The sequence below is a fragment of the Bradyrhizobium sp. UFLA06-06 genome (assembly GCF_054820065.1).
The window spans coordinates 1-15,196 of record NZ_JADFUD010000066.1 but is presented as its reverse complement, the minus strand read 5'-3'; the positions used below and the strand labels follow the sequence as shown (position 1 = coordinate 15,196).

At 65.3% G+C, this 15,196-nt stretch carries 21 protein-coding genes; 4 read left to right on the top strand and 17 right to left on the bottom strand.

What is annotated here, in order from left to right; genetic code table 11:
• Positions 1-75 precede the first annotated feature (75 nt).
• Both IF803_RS35255 and IF803_RS35250 read left to right on the top strand, forming a co-directional pair.
• Complete coding sequence (locus IF803_RS35255) at positions 76-294, top strand: hypothetical protein (protein ID WP_411782144.1); 219 nt, start codon at positions 76-78, stop codon at positions 292-294.
• Between the two features lie 142 nt (positions 295-436).
• Entirely contained in the window at positions 437-967 is a 531-nt protein-coding gene (locus IF803_RS35250) for a hypothetical protein (RefSeq protein ID WP_461195389.1), read from the top strand.
• 42 nt (positions 968-1,009) lie between these two features.
• Here IF803_RS35250 and IF803_RS35245 read toward each other — a convergent pair whose 3' ends face one another.
• The 3 genes from IF803_RS35245 to IF803_RS35235 form a co-directional block, all read right to left on the bottom strand.
• Positions 1,010-2,170, bottom strand: coding sequence for a DUF2652 domain-containing protein (locus tag IF803_RS35245; RefSeq protein ID WP_461195388.1), 1,161 nt, complete (start codon positions 2,168-2,170; stop codon positions 1,010-1,012).
• 101 nt (positions 2,171-2,271) lie between these two features.
• On the bottom strand, positions 2,272-3,120 hold the full coding sequence (locus tag IF803_RS35240; protein ID WP_461195387.1) for an alpha/beta fold hydrolase: 849 nt from the start codon (positions 3,118-3,120) through the stop codon (positions 2,272-2,274).
• Positions 3,117-3,485 (bottom strand): hypothetical protein, encoded by a 369-nt coding sequence (locus IF803_RS35235; RefSeq protein WP_461195386.1) that lies wholly within the window; start codon positions 3,483-3,485, stop codon positions 3,117-3,119. The genes IF803_RS35240 and IF803_RS35235 overlap by 4 nt, the downstream gene beginning before the upstream one ends.
• A 494-nt stretch (positions 3,486-3,979) precedes the next feature.
• Between IF803_RS35235 and IF803_RS35230 the strand changes: the two genes are divergently transcribed.
• A complete protein-coding gene (locus IF803_RS35230; protein ID WP_028342643.1) occupies positions 3,980-4,231 on the top strand; it encodes a hypothetical protein in 252 nt (83 codons plus the stop codon).
• Positions 4,232-4,297: 66 nt separating this feature from the next.
• Here the strand turns inward: IF803_RS35230 and IF803_RS35225 are convergent, their stop codons facing one another.
• The 4 genes from IF803_RS35225 to IF803_RS35210 all read right to left on the bottom strand — a co-directional run bounded on the left by IF803_RS35225 (position 4,298) and on the right by IF803_RS35210 (position 6,895).
• Positions 4,298-4,537, bottom strand: coding sequence for a hypothetical protein (locus IF803_RS35225; RefSeq protein ID WP_461195385.1), 240 nt, complete (start codon positions 4,535-4,537; stop codon positions 4,298-4,300).
• 306 nt (positions 4,538-4,843) lie between these two features.
• Positions 4,844-5,560 (bottom strand): outer membrane protein, encoded by a 717-nt coding sequence (locus IF803_RS35220; protein WP_461195384.1) that lies wholly within the window; start codon positions 5,558-5,560, stop codon positions 4,844-4,846.
• Positions 5,561-5,918: 358 nt separating this feature from the next.
• A complete protein-coding gene (locus IF803_RS35215; protein WP_461195383.1) occupies positions 5,919-6,344 on the bottom strand; it encodes a hypothetical protein in 426 nt (141 codons plus the stop codon).
• 230 nt (positions 6,345-6,574) lie between these two features.
• Positions 6,575-6,895, bottom strand: coding sequence for a His-rich protein BRANT (locus IF803_RS35210; RefSeq protein WP_038383214.1), 321 nt, complete (start codon positions 6,893-6,895; stop codon positions 6,575-6,577).
• Between the two features lie 284 nt (positions 6,896-7,179).
• On the opposite strand from IF803_RS35210, the gene IF803_RS35205 reads away from it, so the two are divergent.
• Complete coding sequence (locus tag IF803_RS35205; RefSeq protein ID WP_461195382.1) at positions 7,180-7,728, top strand: tetratricopeptide repeat protein; 549 nt, start codon at positions 7,180-7,182, stop codon at positions 7,726-7,728.
• Between the two features lie 187 nt (positions 7,729-7,915).
• Here the strand turns inward: IF803_RS35205 and IF803_RS35200 are convergent, their stop codons facing one another.
• From IF803_RS35200 to IF803_RS35155, 10 genes are all read right to left on the bottom strand, one after another.
• Positions 7,916-8,827 (bottom strand): NAD(P)-dependent oxidoreductase, encoded by a 912-nt coding sequence (locus IF803_RS35200; protein ID WP_461195381.1) that lies wholly within the window; start codon positions 8,825-8,827, stop codon positions 7,916-7,918.
• 68 nt (positions 8,828-8,895) lie between these two features.
• Positions 8,896-9,285, bottom strand: coding sequence for a hypothetical protein (locus tag IF803_RS35195; RefSeq protein WP_461195380.1), 390 nt, complete (start codon positions 9,283-9,285; stop codon positions 8,896-8,898).
• Between the two features lie 121 nt (positions 9,286-9,406).
• Positions 9,407-9,685 (bottom strand): hypothetical protein, encoded by a 279-nt coding sequence (locus tag IF803_RS35190; protein ID WP_137479897.1) that lies wholly within the window; start codon positions 9,683-9,685, stop codon positions 9,407-9,409.
• Positions 9,686-9,813: 128 nt separating this feature from the next.
• Positions 9,814-10,563 carry a cation transporter gene (locus tag IF803_RS35185; RefSeq protein ID WP_461195379.1) on the bottom strand — a complete coding sequence of 250 codons (750 nt, stop codon included), beginning with the start codon at positions 10,561-10,563 and terminating at the stop codon, positions 9,814-9,816.
• A gap of 151 nt (positions 10,564-10,714) precedes the next feature.
• On the bottom strand, positions 10,715-11,029 hold the full coding sequence (locus IF803_RS35180) for a copper-binding protein (RefSeq protein ID WP_028342652.1): 315 nt from the start codon (positions 11,027-11,029) through the stop codon (positions 10,715-10,717).
• 29 nt (positions 11,030-11,058) lie between these two features.
• A complete protein-coding gene (locus IF803_RS35175; RefSeq protein ID WP_461195378.1) occupies positions 11,059-11,532 on the bottom strand; it encodes a cupredoxin domain-containing protein in 474 nt (157 codons plus the stop codon).
• 42 nt (positions 11,533-11,574) lie between these two features.
• On the bottom strand, positions 11,575-12,930 hold the full coding sequence (locus tag IF803_RS35170) for a multicopper oxidase family protein (RefSeq protein ID WP_461195377.1): 1,356 nt from the start codon (positions 12,928-12,930) through the stop codon (positions 11,575-11,577).
• Positions 12,931-12,942: 12 nt separating this feature from the next.
• Positions 12,943-14,367 (bottom strand): TolC family protein, encoded by a 1,425-nt coding sequence (locus IF803_RS35165; protein WP_461195376.1) that lies wholly within the window; start codon positions 14,365-14,367, stop codon positions 12,943-12,945.
• A gap of 9 nt (positions 14,368-14,376) precedes the next feature.
• Positions 14,377-14,694, bottom strand: a complete 318-nt coding sequence (locus IF803_RS35160) for a hypothetical protein (protein ID WP_461195375.1) — start codon at positions 14,692-14,694, stop codon at positions 14,377-14,379.
• A 77-nt stretch (positions 14,695-14,771) separates the two neighbouring features.
• The coding region (locus tag IF803_RS35155; RefSeq protein ID WP_461195374.1) for a hypothetical protein at positions 14,772-15,196 on the bottom strand (425 nt) is incomplete at its 5' end.

Sequence of the window (15,196 nt, the reverse complement as noted above, 5' to 3'; positions counted from 1 at the left end):
GTGAGGCCAAATCCGCTCGACAACGCCCTGAGGATTTGTTCGGAACGTTATGCCCGCTCACGCGATTTTCCTCGCATGAGGGTCCGCGAATCCGACCGCAATTTGCTGCTTCTGGGCACGTTCACGCTGCTCAGCGTGGCCGCGGCCGGCCTGGTCGCCCTGCTCGATCCGGCACCGGCGCCGGCGAACCCCGCGCCTCGGCCGGCCGCGAATCAAGCATCGGCGGGCGGTCAGCCCCCGGTCCGGATCGTCGGTACCCCGTTCGTCCCGAACACCAATCCCCGTCAGCGCTGACCCGTCCGCGCCCAGCACGTGTCACAATTATGTCACCGCGCCTACCAAACAGGCGTCTTCGTCAACCATCATGATGGCGAGCGCTTGATTCCGCACGGTTGCTTTGCTGGAATCCGCGCGCTCAAGGTGCGCCATGAAGTGGATGAAGGAACGCGATCTCCTGATCGCTCAGACAATGGCCTTCGTACAGTCGGTGAAGGGCAAGCTGCCCGACGCCGAGCCGCCGGCGCCTGCCCCGCAGACGGCGGGGCCGCCTGCCGCAAAGCCGACCGCCGCGCCACCCGCTGCTACGCCTGCACCCGCCGCCGCGTTGCCAACCGCCGCTGAACAGGCCCTGGCCGAGGCGATCGCCACGTTCAGCGTCAAGCCTGCGGCCGAGGTGCGGGCTGCGGTCGTGCCGCCTCAGCTTCCGATGCCGACCGTGCTCGAGGGCCTGCCCCCCGCTCCGTCGCCTTTGGCGGTGACGGTCGTCGAAGTCCCGCCTCAACCGGCGCAGCCGCCGCAATTTGCCAGGCTCGACATCAGTGGCGACTTCGGATCCGAGGTGCGGGAGCGGGTTGCCAATTTCCGCGCACAGCAGCAGCGCTTCCTGAAGGAGCGCGAGGAATACTGCACCACGACCATGGCCAAGGTTCGCGCCGCGATCAACGAGCTGCCGCGCTCGGGCAAGTAAACGGGGCCCCTTTTCGCCGGATCGGTGCGGGTCCGTTGGGCTTCAGCCGCGCTCGCCCGATTTCACCGGTTCGGTCAGAAAGCGTCCGCCCGATCGCGCCAGCGCCGGCTCTTCCACTGCGTCGAGGGCAGGCTGCTTCCCCTCCAGCATGGATCGCAAGCCGGCGATCGCCTTGGTCATGCGTTCGGTGTATTTGGCTGCGGCGCCGTCGACGAACTCTCGATCCTTTGGCTTAGGCTTGGCGACCCGCAGCTCCAGATGCGTCATTCCGTTTGGACCGTCCAGAACGGCGCGAGTCATCACGATCCGCGGCGCGCCGGGAATTGGAAGCGTGATGCCCACCGTAAAATAATCGGTCGGCCGCCAATCGAGCATCTCCTCAACGACGGTATGGTTGCCGTGCATACAGTGGTTCCTGGTGCCGAGACCGCGTCGTCCCTTGCCGGAATCCTCGACGATGGCGTCGGCGTCCCACCATTTCTGCCATTGCCCGGGCACGGTGAAAAACTCCCACACCGTCTGCCGCGGCGCGGCGATGTCGAATTCCAGCATGGCGTAGGCATCGTCACGCGTCACCTGCATCCGGGTTTGCGCGTCTTCCTGCCGCCACGCCGCTTCAAGATCGCGCACCCACAGCGTCACGTCGCCGATGACGTCGATGGTTTCGTGATGCGCGATGAGACCCTGCGCGACCGGATCGATGCCCATCGCGTGGATGGCCGCGTCGCTGTAGAGCGCATATGCGCGCCCGCCGATCTTCTCACCAATCGTGTTCTTGAGCAGCCGGTGGACCAGAATGACGTCGCGCCCGGCAAGCTCCTCTCTCCCGCCCATCTTCTGCTTCACCATCTCGCCATGATGGATAACGAACTTGAAATCGAGATCGCCCATCGCGATGCAGGCCTGACACTCGCAAGTCGAGGCCTGGCGCACGTTGCGCAGGCGCCGCCGGAATTTGAAATAGGCGCCCTCGATCGCGTCCTGCAGCAGCGAGCCGTCGATTGCTTCGGCGGTAGTGTAGACGAACGCGGCGTCGCCTTCGAACTTGGCGAGGCGGAATGGCGGGCGCAGCGCTTTCACCACCGTATCCATGAAATCGGCGATGATGTCCTGCGCATGGTCGAGCTCGACCGCCGCAAGGAAATTCGTATAGCCGGAGATGTCGGCAATCGCGAAATAGGCCGCTTCAGCCTTCGGAAGCATGGGGACCTCCTGCGCAACCGGTTCACGCCCAATCGTGCGGATGCGCAGTCTGTCATACCGCGCCGCCCGAGGTCGAGGACCAAAGCAACCCCAGGCGTGCGCTAGCGGCCGCCGATCTTCTCCAGCACCGGCAGCAGGTGCTTGAGAAACTCACTCGGATTCTCGCTCATCGGGAAATGGCCGAGGCCTTTCATGATGGTGGCCTCGGCTCCGGCAATGCTGTTCGCGACCACCAGCGTCTCTTCCGGCGTACAGGAATAGTCGTACTCGCCCGACAGCAGGAACAGCGGGCAACGTCTCGTGTCGATCTCGGCGACGCGGGCGCGAATGTCGCCGTCGACCTTGTAGAAATAGAGATCGCCCTTGAACACGCCGGGCCCGCCTTGCATGTAGTGCCACAGCGTCTCCCACCTCTCCTTGTCGGGCGCGTCGGGGCCGACGAGGCCCGAGACGATGGCGGCGGCGACCTCGCCGCCATGCACGTCCGGCCGGTGCAGGAAATTCAGGTCGTAATAGGGATCGACATGCGCGCCGGCCTGCAGGCCGATGATGGCGCGGAAACGTTCGGGATGCTCGAGCGCGAGATGCAGCGCGATCCGGCCGCCGATCGAGCAGCCGATCACGATCGGCCTGTCGAGGTCGAGCGCGTCCATCACCGCCAGGATCATGGTCGTGTATTGCGCGGAGGTGAGCTGGTACTCCTCGTCGTGCCAGCCCTGCGGCGGCGACGACTTGCCGTGCCAGGGCATGTCGAAGGCGATGACGCGATGGTTGCGCGTGACGCGCGCATCGTTCATCAGACCACGATATTGCCGCCCGTCCGCGCCCGCGGTGTGCAGGCAGAGCAACGGCGTGCCCTCGCCCGCCTCCTCGACATAAACGCGGTGGGCCCGGCCGAACAACTCCAGATGCATGTAACGGCCGATGATCGGTTCGAATTTTGCGCTCATGCGGCCACTCCCTCGCGGCGCAGCTTGCCGAGCGCCTCCTTGAAGTAGCGCAGGTTCGCCATGAAGACCTGCAGCTCGCCCTCGGCCTTCAGCACGCGGCGCTTGATCAGCGCCATCAGGTCGTTCGAGCCCGGCGGCGGCCGCTTCTCGCAGAACCGCTCCCACTCCGCCTGCGAGGTGCGCAGCGCGAACGACGACGAGGGCATCACGAACGGGCCCTTCGTCACCGCGACGATCCGGCCCTCATGGATCGCGATCAGCCAGGCGGCCGCGCCGATCTCGAGCAGGAAAGTCGTGGTGAGGTAGCGGCCCCGCCGCACCAGGCCGGCATCGCCGTTGACCCGTTCCTTCAGCGTTTCGATCATATCGGCTCCCCTGATCGCGGCCCGTCCGCGCAGGGCGCAGCGGGCGCTTGTTCTGCCGGCAATGATGGGAGGAATGCAGGTGCCGTCAATCGCCAGCGGCGCCGCGCGGCTCCGGCGTTTTCGCGTGGCCGCCACATCCAGATTTTGGCGAGAGCCGGGAAATCTAGAGCCAGGACCAGACCAGCGCCACGTTCGCGGCGCAGGCCGCGAGCAGCGCAACCGCAAGGGCGAGCTGCACGCATTCGTAAGGAGGCTGGTGGATAGCTCTCATGGACCGGAGCATCCGGCGATTCTACCCGGAGAGTCCCGGGGATTCTTTTTTCGGGGGTTTACCACCCGTTAAGGACTCAGGGCCCCTCCAGGAAAGGGCCGAAATGACTCATATTTTCAGATGCTTGCCGCGAATGCGCGCTCACGGTTCCGTGACCGGAACGGCGACATTGCCTGAAACCCAAAACGGGTGCTGGCGTTGTCGGTTGTTTGGGGAACGACGAATGCCGTACGCGCTGTTTTATCAGGACGCCAAGCTGAGCAAGGCCTACCCGACCGAGGCGGATGTCTGGACGCTGGCCAGGAAATCAGGCCTGGTGGTGGATGCCGTCTCCGAGGAGGAGAAGTCAGCGCCCCGCCCGGTGCTGGATAACGACTACGAAATCCGGCCGTGCCAGCTCGACCCGAACGAGGATCCGGCCAAGAACAAGGCCGATGCCGATCGCGAAGCGCGACTGGAGCCGCGATTGAACTAACCAGACGTTAGGCTGGCCGGCGCGCAGCGGCGGACCGGGGATGCAATGGGTGCAGTCGCCCCGCGCCTACGGCATTGCCGTCGCCAGCGAGGCCTGTTCGGCAGCGAGCGAAACGCAAATCTTCCGCCGATGCAGACCCCGGATCGCGCCGGTCACCTTGAGCACCTTGCCAGCCGAGCAGGACGCGTCCTGCACGAACACGACCTCATAAGGCGCGAGCGCCAGGGGTTCGGATTTGAGGATAGTCTGGGCAAGGCACGGCACGGAGACCGCAGAGAGGATCAGCCCTAACGCAAAACCACGCATGTTCGTTTGTCCACCAGCCCGGCGATCGCATAATAGCGCAGCACGATGAAAGTTCCGTGCAATGCAGGAATTATTTTTTGCATTGCACGATCAGGCCTGAACATCAGGTGAATGTGGGGTCGTAGCCCGGATGGAGCGGAGCGAAATCCGGGGACTTCATTCGTCGGATCGGCTGCCCCGGATTACGCTGCGCTCCATCCGGGCTACAGGTGCACCGCATGCGTCGTCATTCCGGGGCGAGCGGCTGGTCAACAAAAAAGGCCGACCCGAAGGCCGGCCTTTCGATCTCGATTGACGACAATGCGATCAGTAGCGGGAGCCGACCGGGCCGCCCCAACCGAAGCGGTAGTTGACCCCGAGCTTGACGGTATGTTCGTCGTTCCGGAAGCTCGTGCCGACGAGGTCGGCCGGGCCGCTGGTGAAGTTGGTCTTGCCGAAATTATAGTACTGGTATTCGGCCTTCGCCGACCAGTTCGGGGCGAACATGTATTCGAGGCCGGCTCCGACCGTATAGCCGTCCTTGTGACCGCCATCGGTGGTGAAGGACGCCGGCACGCCGCCGACCGACGCGGTGATGTTGTTGTTGTCGCGCCAGGCATAACCGCCCTTGGCGTAGAGCAGCGCCGGACCCCAGGTGTAGCCGAGGCGGCCGGTCACCGAACCGAGCTGGTCGGTGTTGCCGGTCACCAGCGTTCCGCCCGGGAGCAGCACGCCATTGTTCGAGGAGCTGGGCAGCCAGGAATACTGCGCCTCGGCGCCCATCACCCAGTTCGGGGCGAACTGATAGTCGAAGCCGCCCTGCACGCCACCCATGAAGCGCGCGTCGCTGCCCATCAGGTTGTTGCCATCGGTGAACGCGCCGCCGACATGGCCGCCGATATAGAAGCCGGTCCAGTTGTAGACGACGGCGGGGGCGGTATAGGGCGGCGGTGCCTTGGTATAGGTGCGGGCCGGCATGTCAGCCGCAAACGCCGGGCTCGAGAGAGCGGCCAGCGCGACCGTGCCGAACAAAAACTTCTTCATTTCTGGTCCCCTACTAACGCTGCGCTGTTAAGCCAAACAACGTGACCTCAATTAGGTTGCTTTGGGGCAATGCCGGACCCGTGATGTTTCCGAGCTGTGACAGGGTCGCAACAACGCCCGTTTGTTCCTTGGCACAGCGAGATTTTTCACCGGTTAAGCAACCGCATCTCGGCTCCATGTAAGTCGCAGACGGCTAAGTTGAAGTTCAACGCTCCCCGAAAAGTGATCGGAGTTCGCTAACGTTTCGATCAGGCTTGCGACAAGCCGCCGTGCAGAAGCGCGATCAGATCGCGCTTCTGCCTCTTGTTCGGGCATGATCTTTTCGGAAAAACCGCTTCACACTTTTCCGGATCATGCCTTAGCGCGACATCTTTTCCAGTTCCGGAAATGCCGCGTAGGACGCGCCGGCGCAGGGCTCGGCGGGGTTGTCGAGGATGCGGTCGAGCCGGCCGTCGACAAACAGGACACCGCGCTCCCGGGCCGGCCGGTAATTGCCGTCGGTATCCTTCGCGCTGTAGCGCAGGCACACGACGTAGCGCAGCCGGCCGCCGATCGTGCGCTGCGCCGGCTCGGCGATAACAGCCTCGCGGACCCCGACCGGATTGTTCAGGTAGGTCCGCATGAAGGCGAGGATCTGGTCGCGGTAGCGGTCCGGGAGCGGCTGGTTGGCGACGCCCCGGTCATCGGTGAAGGTGGTCGGCCCGCCGCCGTCGTCGCTGGTGAGGCAGCCGGCGAGCGGAAGCGAGAGCAGCAGGATGGCTGCCAGTTGTGATGAAATCCGCAAACGACGCTGTTCCCTGAGTCCCCGGAGGCGTCTCATAAACTGCCGGGCGGCCGAAGGGAATTCGCAACTCGGTTATTCTTCGCTCGGGTTCACAACCGGAGCCGGACGCACTCCGGCCCGTCGCCATTGGGGAAGCAATGGACGGACGGGCCGGTTCTGCATCCAAAAGGCGCAGCGGGGCAATGTGGATCGAAACTACGCCCCTCGGATCAGATTCAACCGCGCTTGGGTCAGCCGCGTTTGGCCGGCGCGACGTGCTTGGTCGCGACCTTCGCACGGACGTGCGTGGTCGCATGCTTCGGCGACTTCACCTTCAGCATGCCCATGTGCTTGTGGTGGCGGTGATGGCGATAGTGCTTGTGGTGCATCTTGGCGTTGGCGTTGCGCACCTTCGACGGCAGCTGCTCGCTCTTGATGACGGGGGCGGCCTTGGTCGCGGGGGCGGTCGTGGTCGCCGGCGCGGGCGTTGCGGCCTTGCCGGTTTCGGCGGCGAGCGCGGGCGCTGCGATCACGGACATGGCGAGCAGCGCGGCGGAAATCGTCTTCAGCATGATGGTCCTCCTCGTCGGGATCGAGAGGTTTCCGGCCGGATGGTCGGCCTCACCGATCAATGCACGTGACCTTAGGGGCCGCGCACTGAACCGGTTCTGAAGGACCCTGACGGACTTCATTCATGTGAATGACATCTCTGTCATGTTCTCCTCTACCGCTGAAAATGCAGGATCACGCAATCGTGGGATCGGCCGGGAATGTTCTGCACCCCTGGGTGTTCAAGTCATCAGGCTTCGGTGTAGGATTACCGAGCACGATCAGGAACGATCAGGAGCAACCAGGAATGAGCAGGAAGACGAAGTTTTTGGGCCTCGCAGTGCTCTCGATGACGCTCGCCTCCGGGCCGGTCATCTCGGCCTACGCCGCGGGCAGCGACAATCCCTCGCCGCCGGCTTCCGACAGCGGCAGCAGCAAGGGCAAGAAGGCGAAGAAGGACAAGAGCTCCGCGATCGACGATCAGAAGTTCCTGGCCGGCTATCGCGCCGCCTACACCACGATCTACGACAAGCACGACTACACCGCCGCGATCGAGCAGCTAAGGGCGCTCGGCCAGGATGATCGTGCCGACGTCGCCAACCTGATCGGCTACTCCTATCGCAAGCTCGGCGACTACAAGGTCTCGCAGATCTGGTACGAGCGCGCGCTGAAGGCCGATCCCGCCCATGTGCGCACCTGGCAGTATTACGGCCTCTGGCAGGTCGAACAGGGCAACCGCGATCAGGCGCAATACCATCTGAACCGCATCGCCCAGCTCGCCGGCACCAACAGCGACGAATATCGCTCGCTCGCCGCGGCGCTGGAGAAGCCCCCGGGCACCGGCCTGGTTTACTGAGGCAACCGCTTCCTGCATCGAGCCGGCGTGGTCGCGACGACTGCGCCGGCTTTTTGCTGTGCTGTAGGATGGGTAGAGCCAACGGTCCGCGCAAAGCGCGGCCCGACGATAAACTCCGCGAAACCCATCGTCTGTCACCGTGGCACGAAGTCGATGGGTTTCGCTTCGCTCTACCCATCCTACGAATTTACAGATCGCGAGCGAGATCAGCCATTCTCGCAGCATACGCATCGAGCACGTCGTCGGCGCTGTAGGCCTGGCGCGCCGCGAAATCATCGCGCAGGCCGAGCCGCGCCGATGTCCTGAGCCGTGCGGCGGTCGCTTCCGTCATGATCGGTTGCAGGCCGATCTCGCGCAGCCCCTCGGCGACGCCATCCATCTCGACGGCGCGGCGCTCGGCGTGCAGCACATCGGTGCGCACGCACATGTCGACGAATTTGCTGTAGCGCGTCGCGTCCATCGGTTCGCAAATGCCGCGCAGCGCTTCGCTGCGCACCCCCGCGAGCGAGGCGGCGGTCAGCGCCTCCACGATCAGCGCCTCCATGCCCTTGGTCACCACGCTGCGCAGCATCTTCACCGCCGCCGCCGTGCCGGCCTCCAGGCCGGCGAGCTCGATCGTGAAGCCCAACGGCGCAAACAGCTCGGCGAAGCGTGCGGCGCCGTCGCCGGAGCAGTACAGCGGCACCGCCGCACCGTAGATGCTGACCGCGCCCATCAGGTTGGCATCGACGAAGCCACCACCGTTCGCTGTCACCGCATCGCCCACCAGCCGCTTGGCTCTGGGCGTGGAGGCGTTGACGTCGATCACCAGCATCCCGGGCCGAACCAGGCCGGCGATGGCCTGCCCGACCGGCACGGCCGTTGCGACCACGACCGCGGAGAACACGATGTCGGCGCGCGCCATCAACGCGGACAGGCTGTCCACAAGCTCAACGCCGCGGGCAGACGCGATGCTCCGGAACGCTTCCGAATATGGCGGACGATTGGTCTTGCCCTCGCAAAACACCAGCGGCGCGGATTCCTGCCTGCCTGCGAGATGCGCCGCGAAGCATTGCGCGGCCTCGCCGAAGCCGACGAAGCCGATACGCCGTTGGGTCATGGCAACCTCTCGCGTCATGCTTTGAGCGCGCGCTTGCGATCGCTGTATCGCGCTCGGTGGCAAGAGATTCAAAGGCAAGAAGTGTGCCGGGCACATGCGCCATGACCGAAAAGGCGTTGCGTTTCACGACGTCGCGCCGCTGCCTGATGCGCGCAGGCCAGCACGACGAAACCGAGCGCGGCAATCACGCTGCCGATCATCATGACGCGCCGCGCGCCAACGCGCCGGAACGGTTCCGCCAGCAACGGCCCGCACAGGCCCATCGTCACGTACAGGGTGGACGTGCCGGCAAACACCATCGGGAGCGAGATGTGGAGATCAGCCGCAATCCGGTTACCGGCGATGGCCGGCAGGCCGAGGGTCCCCCAGCCGAACACTTGCGCCACGGCAAGGACAAGAAGCACTCCGGCGGTCTGCCGATCCATTCCCGGGAATTGGGCCCGGTTCTTCCCCGCCATGAACCTGTCCACCGCGTTTCAGCCAAATGCCTTGGCTAGCCGATGCGGCATGACGGTATCATGACTGACGGCGCCCGAACCGGCCCGGACCCGGTGACGTCCCCCAGGATTACGAGGGTGATTACGGATAATGCTCGAGGCGACGATCGGGCTTTGGCGGGCGGCTCGCCCCCACCGTGTTGCCCGCAGCGCCGGCATCCGGCTTTGCCGGACGCGCGGCCTTCTCCACCGGCGGCCCGCTGTCGCCGGTCTTCTTGGCGCTGTTCAGCGCCTGACCGGTGGTGGTCACATTGGCGGCCTGCCCGGCCCCCGCCGAGCCGGCCGAAGGGCCGGAGCTCTGCGCCAACACGGTTCCCGACAGCACCAATGCCGCCATCAGTATTGCCGCGTTGATTGTCATTGAGGGGGCCTTCTGCACTCGAATGATGCATAGCAACGCGCCGCTGCCACGGACGTTCCCCGGGAGCCATCATTTAAGGTAAATGCGCGGCAAATTTCTGCCCTGGCGCGGCCTATCTTGCGGCCTCATCAGCCATGCGCCGCTGACGGGCTGCGTAGCGCCGCCTCGCGATACTCGGTCCATGCCTGCCGCAGGATTTGCACCGACGAGGTGAGGAATATCATCGCCATCACGGCGGCGACGGCAAGATCAGGCCAGGCCGAGACCGATCCCCACACGCCGAGAGCAGCCGCCATCACGATGAGGTTTCCGATCGCGTCGTTGCGCGAGCAGAGCCAGACCGAGCGGACATTGGCGTCGCCGTCCTTGTACGGCAGCAGAAGCAGAACCGAGCCTAGATTGGCCGCGAGTGCCAACATGCCGATGGCGCCCATCACCTCGGCTTTCGGCACGCCGAGCACGAACGTCTGGTAGACGGTCGAGCCGAATACCCACAGCGCCATCAAGCTCAGCGACGCGCCCTTCAGCAGCGCGGCGGAGGCGCGCACACGCAGGCTGGCGCCGATCACCGCAAGGCTCAGTCCATAGGTGACCGTATCGGCAAGGAAGTCGAGCGCATCGGCCTTGAGCGCCTGCGATCCGGCAAGCTGCCCCGCGATCATCTCGGTCAGGAACATCGCGCCATTGATGCCGATGACCGTCCAGAGCACGCGCTTGTAGCGCGGATCGAGACCGTCAAAGACGGGAACGCCGCCTGAGCAGCCGCACGAATCGGCCGCGCGATCGCGGTCCCCTGCCCGCACGCGAGCCTTGCTCGGCAGCGTCAGCGGCGGTGGTGCGCAGCATTCGGTCGTCTTCTGCTCGCAGCAATCGTTCATTGCTCGTCCTTCCAGACGACAGGATAAGGCCAGCCACGCAACCCATTCAAGCCGATCCGTCTGGAACGGCTCTGGGGAGCATACGTCGCGGTTTCAAGGGCTGCCGGCTGGGTTTAGCCGACAGCCCAACCTGTTGATGCGGGCCGTCGCCTCACTTCGCCTTCTGGATCGCGGTGACGGTGTAGCCGCCGTCGCCCTCCTTGGCCTCGAACCGGACCTTGTCGCCGACCTTGACTTGCTTCAGCAGCGCCGGATCCTTGACCCGGTAGACCATCGTCATCGGCTCGTCCATGCCGAGGCTCCTGGCCGGGCCGTGCTTGAGCGTGATCTTCCCGGCGCCCTCGTCGATCTTCTTGACCTCGCCATCGATATCAGCGCCCTGCGCGAAAACAGCGCCCCAAGGCGCACTCAATGTCAACGCCAACGCAAGCGAGGCGGCGCCTGCGATCCGAATGATCCTGTTCATGGTTGTTGTCCTTTCTTTCGTTGATGGGTTCATTTCACGATGACGCGGCCGGTCATCCCGTAGTCGCGGTGATCCGGGATCAGGCAGGAATATTCGAACGTTCCGGCCTTGGTGAATTTCCAGACGATCTCCGCACTCTTCTTCGGTGCGAGGCGAACGCCGTTCGGATCGTCATGCTCCATATGCGGATGCTTCTTCATCACTTCGGCATGCTTCAAATTCTCTTCGGTGGTCGCGAGCAAGAATTCGTGATCCTCGGTGCCGGCGTTGCGGATCACGAAGCGAATCTGCTCGCCGCGCTTGACCTCGATGCGGAACGGCGTGAACTCCATCTCCTTCATCTCGACCTCGACCGTGCGCGACGGCTTGCTCGGATCGCCGGGCTCGCCGGCCGAATAGGATTCGTGACCATGTTTTTCGTGGCCGCGCGCCGGCACTGCCGCGACCGACAGCGCGATCAGCGCGACGCCGATGCTGGTGAGTTGCTTCACTGGATTCTCCATTTCTGTGTTTGATGCTTGTCGTTGGTGAGTGAGCCGGGTCCGCTACATCTTCATTCCCTTCATCGATGGCTTGGCCTTTCGCCCCGGCGCCGCCGGCGGTTGGCGCGCGGGCTCGGCGGCCGGCGCCTCGACCTCATAGGCAACCGTGCCCGGCGGATATTTGTACGGTCCGGGGTCGGCGTAATCGTCGCGGCCGAGCCCCTCGCGGATCTTCATCACCGTGAACATGCCGCCCATCTCGATCGGCCCGAATTGTCCGGTGCCGGTCATCATCGGCAGCGTGTTGTCGGGCGCGGGCATCTCCATGTTGCCCATCGCCATGCCGGTCGATCCCATCACCATCGCGTCGGGCGCGAGCTTGCCGACCGCCTTCGCCAGATCCTGACGCGACACGCCGATGAAGTTTCTGACGTCGTGGCCCATCGCGTTCATGGTGTGGTGCGACTTGTGGCAGTGGAACGCCCAGTCGCCCGGATTGTCGGCGAGCATGTCGAACGCCCTGACCGCGCCGACCGGCACGTCGGTCGTGGTCTCCGGATATTGCGCTGACACCGGCACCCAGCCGCCGTCGGTGCAGGTCACCGCGAAATTGTGCCCGTGCACATGGATCGGATGGTTGGTCATGGTCAGGTTGCCGATCCGCACGCGGATCCTGTCGCCGAGCCGGATCGGCATCGGATCGATGCCGGGATAGACGCGGCTGTTCCAGGTCCACATGTTGAAGTCGGTCATCTCATTGACCTTCGGCAGATAGGTGCCGGGGTCGATGAGGTAGCTGCTCATGATGAAGACGAAGTCGCGGTCGACGGGACGGAACGCCGGATCGCGCGGATGCACGATGAACATGCCCATCATGCCCATCGCCATCTGCACCATCTCGTCGGAATGCGGGTGGTACATGAAGGTCCCGCTGTTCTTCATCTCGAACTCGTAGACGAAGGTCTTGCCGGGCTTGATGTGCGGCTGGTTGAGCCCGCCGACGCCGTCCATGCCTGACGGCACGATCATGCCGTGCCAATGCACCGTGGTGTGCTCCGGCAGTCTGTTGGTGACGAAGATGCGGACCTTGTCGCCCTCGACCGCCTCGATGGTCGGCCCCGGCGCCTGGCCGTTGTAGCCCCAGAGATTGGCCTTCATGCCGTCGGCGAATTCGCGCACCACGGGCTCGGCGACGAGATGGAATTCCTTCCAGTCGCCGTTCATCCGCCACGGCAGCGACCAGCTGTTGAGCGTGACGACCGGCCGGTAGTCCGGCCCGCTGGTGGGATGCAGCGGCGGCTGCATCACCACCTTGTCCATGGTCGGCGCTTCGGGAATGGCGGCGGCCTGGACGCGGCCGCTGACCGCGCTTGCCGTGACCAGCGCCGCGCTGCCCAGAAATCCTCGTCGTGAAAACATGTGCTGCTCCATTCAATGACCGCCGCCGGCCGCGGGCTGCGCGGCCGAGGCGATGGAAGACGGTGTCGATGCTGCGCCGGCCGAGCCGCCGCCGTTGATCGCGGTCTGCAGTTCGGATTGCGCCAGCAGGAAGTCGCGCTTGGCGTCGATCGCCGCGCGCAGCGAGGCGAGCCGCTGCCGCGCTTCGGTCAGAAGCGCGAACACGTCGACCTGCATGCTGGAGAAGCGCAGCTGCATCTCCTCGGTGATGATCTGCCGCAGCGGCAGCACCTCGCGCTGGTAATGGCGCGCGATGTCGTAGGTCGAGCGGTAGACGCGGTAGGCGTCGCGCGCCTCGGAGCGGACGTTGATCGCCTTCTCGGTCAGGCGGTTCATCGCCTGGCGGTAGGTCTCCGCCGCCTGGCGCAGGCGCACCTCGCCGCCGTCGAAGATCGGAATCTGGAACTGGACGTCGAAGCCGCGCTCCCTGAACGGCGGGGCTTCGGGATCGTGCGTCCGCTTGTCGACGCCGGCGACGTCGAGCAGCGTGACGAAGCGCGTCGCCTCGGTGAGATCGAGCGCCTTGGCGAGCGCGACGATTTCCATCCGTGCAATCTGCAGGTCGACGCGGTGACCGACCGCGGCGATCTCGATCGAGGGCTGCTGCAGCGGCCGGTTCGGCAGCACCGGCAGCCGGTCCGGAATCCGGAAGCCGAGATCGCCGTCCCACAATCCGAGCAGCCGCGCCAGCCGCTCGCGCGAACTCGCCGCGTTCTGCCGCGCGCTGGCGAGGTCGGCGGTGATCTCGGCGTAGAACACCTGCTCACGGGCCTGGTCGAGCTTGTTCATGCCGCCGGTCTCGCCGAGCTTCCTGGCGAGCTGCGCGGTCGACTCCGCGGTCGCCTTGGCATCCGTCAGCAGCGCGACCATCTCATTTGCCGCGACTGCCGCGACATGGGCACGCCGCACCTCGGCGGCGAGCCGCAAGGTGGCGAGCGCGGCCTTGAGCTGCGCCTGGCGGAAGCGCTCGCGCGCGATCTCGGAGCGGGCCGGAAGGGTCGCGAGCGCAAGGATGTCGCCGACAATCTGCCGCTCGACCTCGCTGGCGCCGTTTCCGGTGATGCGGGAGACCGAGAAGGTCGGGTTCGGCGGCAGGCTGTCGGCGACGTAATCGGTCTCCGCCAGCGCCAGCTCGTTATAGGCGGCCTGCAGCCCCTTGTTGTTCAAGAGCGCGACCTGCACGGCGGCATCCGCCGTCAAATTGCGTGCGAGCAGCCGTTTCACCGCGGCGTCGACGCTCGCGGCCCCCTCTCCGCTGCGAACGAAGGCGACGTCCTTGCCGATCGCCTGCTCGGTCACGTCGGAGACGACGCCCATGCCGCTGTCGGGCGAGAACGACGCGCATCCCGCGAGCGCGGATGTCAGCAGCAGGATCGGCGCGATGGCCGGATATCGCATGGCGCCCTCCTACCGATCCGACTTCGAACTGGCCGGCGGCGTGACGCCGTCATTGCGCTCGCGCCACGGCTGCGGCGTCGCCGGACGCAAGCTGCTGTAGGGCGCGATCGTCGGGCGATAGCCGACGCCGGCCGTCCCCGCCGCCGGGTTCGCCGGATCGCCTGCGACCGCAACCGGCCGGCCGTCGGCCATGCAGCCGGCGAGCGGCGCAGATGCGAGGATGGCGGCGGCCATCCGCGGCAGCAATGTGGGTGGCGCGCGCCGGCCAAGCCGGTTGCCAAGCCTGGTGGCCACGGCGGCGAGCCTCGCCCGGAGATGCGAATACATGGATCTGTCCCGATCATCAGATGAGCAATCGGCATGCGCACGCGTGCGCGCGGCGCAGCCACGATGTCAGCGAAAGATCAGGCGATGGGGGGACGATAGAGGCGCGCCGGCGCCTCGCTCCGCAGGCTCTGATGAGCCTCGCAAAGGCGCGTGGCGATCGGGTGCAGGGGAGTTGCGACGAAGGGAAGATCGGCCGGCAGCGCCGATACGCACATCAACGCGCAGCACGGCCCCGGCGCGGTCTTGCCGTCGTGGCTGTGCTCCGCAGGCAGCGCAGCATCATCGGCCGCTTGATGCATCTGCATGCCGCCGTGATCGTGGGCGGCATGATCGTGCGCGACGCCTTCGGCGTGCGCCATCGGCATCGACGCCGCGTGCACATGCGCCGCGGCGGCGGGCTGGACCTCATCGGTCAGGCACGGAAACGGCGCCCCGAATGCGAGCGCGAAGGACGGCGCGAGCACGCAAAACAGATAGGCCAGGATGATGGAACATCCCTGTC

What these genes read in the sequence shown, in the direction of transcription:
- IF803_RS35190 (WP_137479897.1), bottom strand. Translation starts at nt 9,685, where the DNA reads ATGACAATCAACGCGGCAATACTGATGGCGGCATTGGTGCTGTCGGGA.
- IF803_RS35160 (WP_461195375.1), bottom strand. Translation starts at nt 14,694, where the DNA reads ATGTATTCGCATCTCCGGGCGAGGCTCGCCGCCGTGGCCACCAGGCTT.
- IF803_RS35250 (WP_461195389.1), top strand. Translation starts at nt 437, where the DNA reads ATGAAGGAACGCGATCTCCTGATCGCTCAGACAATGGCCTTCGTACAG.
- IF803_RS35220 (WP_461195384.1), bottom strand. Translation starts at nt 5,560, where the DNA reads ATGAAGAAGTTTTTGTTCGGCACGGTCGCGCTGGCCGCTCTCTCGAGC.
- IF803_RS35205 (WP_461195382.1), top strand. Translation starts at nt 7,180, where the DNA reads ATGAGCAGGAAGACGAAGTTTTTGGGCCTCGCAGTGCTCTCGATGACG.
- IF803_RS35230 (WP_028342643.1), top strand. Translation starts at nt 3,980, where the DNA reads ATGCCGTACGCGCTGTTTTATCAGGACGCCAAGCTGAGCAAGGCCTAC.
- IF803_RS35225 (WP_461195385.1), bottom strand. Translation starts at nt 4,537, where the DNA reads ATGCGTGGTTTTGCGTTAGGGCTGATCCTCTCTGCGGTCTCCGTGCCG.
- IF803_RS35165 (WP_461195376.1), bottom strand. Translation starts at nt 14,367, where the DNA reads ATGCGATATCCGGCCATCGCGCCGATCCTGCTGCTGACATCCGCGCTC.
- IF803_RS35235 (WP_461195386.1), bottom strand. Translation starts at nt 3,485, where the DNA reads ATGATCGAAACGCTGAAGGAACGGGTCAACGGCGATGCCGGCCTGGTG.
- IF803_RS35245 (WP_461195388.1), bottom strand. Translation starts at nt 2,170, where the DNA reads ATGCTTCCGAAGGCTGAAGCGGCCTATTTCGCGATTGCCGACATCTCC.
- IF803_RS35195 (WP_461195380.1), bottom strand. Translation starts at nt 9,285, where the DNA reads ATGGCGGGGAAGAACCGGGCCCAATTCCCGGGAATGGATCGGCAGACC.
- IF803_RS35200 (WP_461195381.1), bottom strand. Translation starts at nt 8,827, where the DNA reads ATGACCCAACGGCGTATCGGCTTCGTCGGCTTCGGCGAGGCCGCGCAA.
- IF803_RS35185 (WP_461195379.1), bottom strand. Translation starts at nt 10,563, where the DNA reads ATGAACGATTGCTGCGAGCAGAAGACGACCGAATGCTGCGCACCACCG.
- IF803_RS35255 (WP_411782144.1), top strand. Translation starts at nt 76, where the DNA reads ATGAGGGTCCGCGAATCCGACCGCAATTTGCTGCTTCTGGGCACGTTC.
- IF803_RS35210 (WP_038383214.1), bottom strand. Translation starts at nt 6,895, where the DNA reads ATGCTGAAGACGATTTCCGCCGCGCTGCTCGCCATGTCCGTGATCGCA.
- IF803_RS35170 (WP_461195377.1), bottom strand. Translation starts at nt 12,930, where the DNA reads ATGTTTTCACGACGAGGATTTCTGGGCAGCGCGGCGCTGGTCACGGCA.
- IF803_RS35175 (WP_461195378.1), bottom strand. Translation starts at nt 11,532, where the DNA reads ATGGAGAATCCAGTGAAGCAACTCACCAGCATCGGCGTCGCGCTGATC.
- IF803_RS35180 (WP_028342652.1), bottom strand. Translation starts at nt 11,029, where the DNA reads ATGAACAGGATCATTCGGATCGCAGGCGCCGCCTCGCTTGCGTTGGCG.
- IF803_RS35240 (WP_461195387.1), bottom strand. Translation starts at nt 3,120, where the DNA reads ATGAGCGCAAAATTCGAACCGATCATCGGCCGTTACATGCATCTGGAG.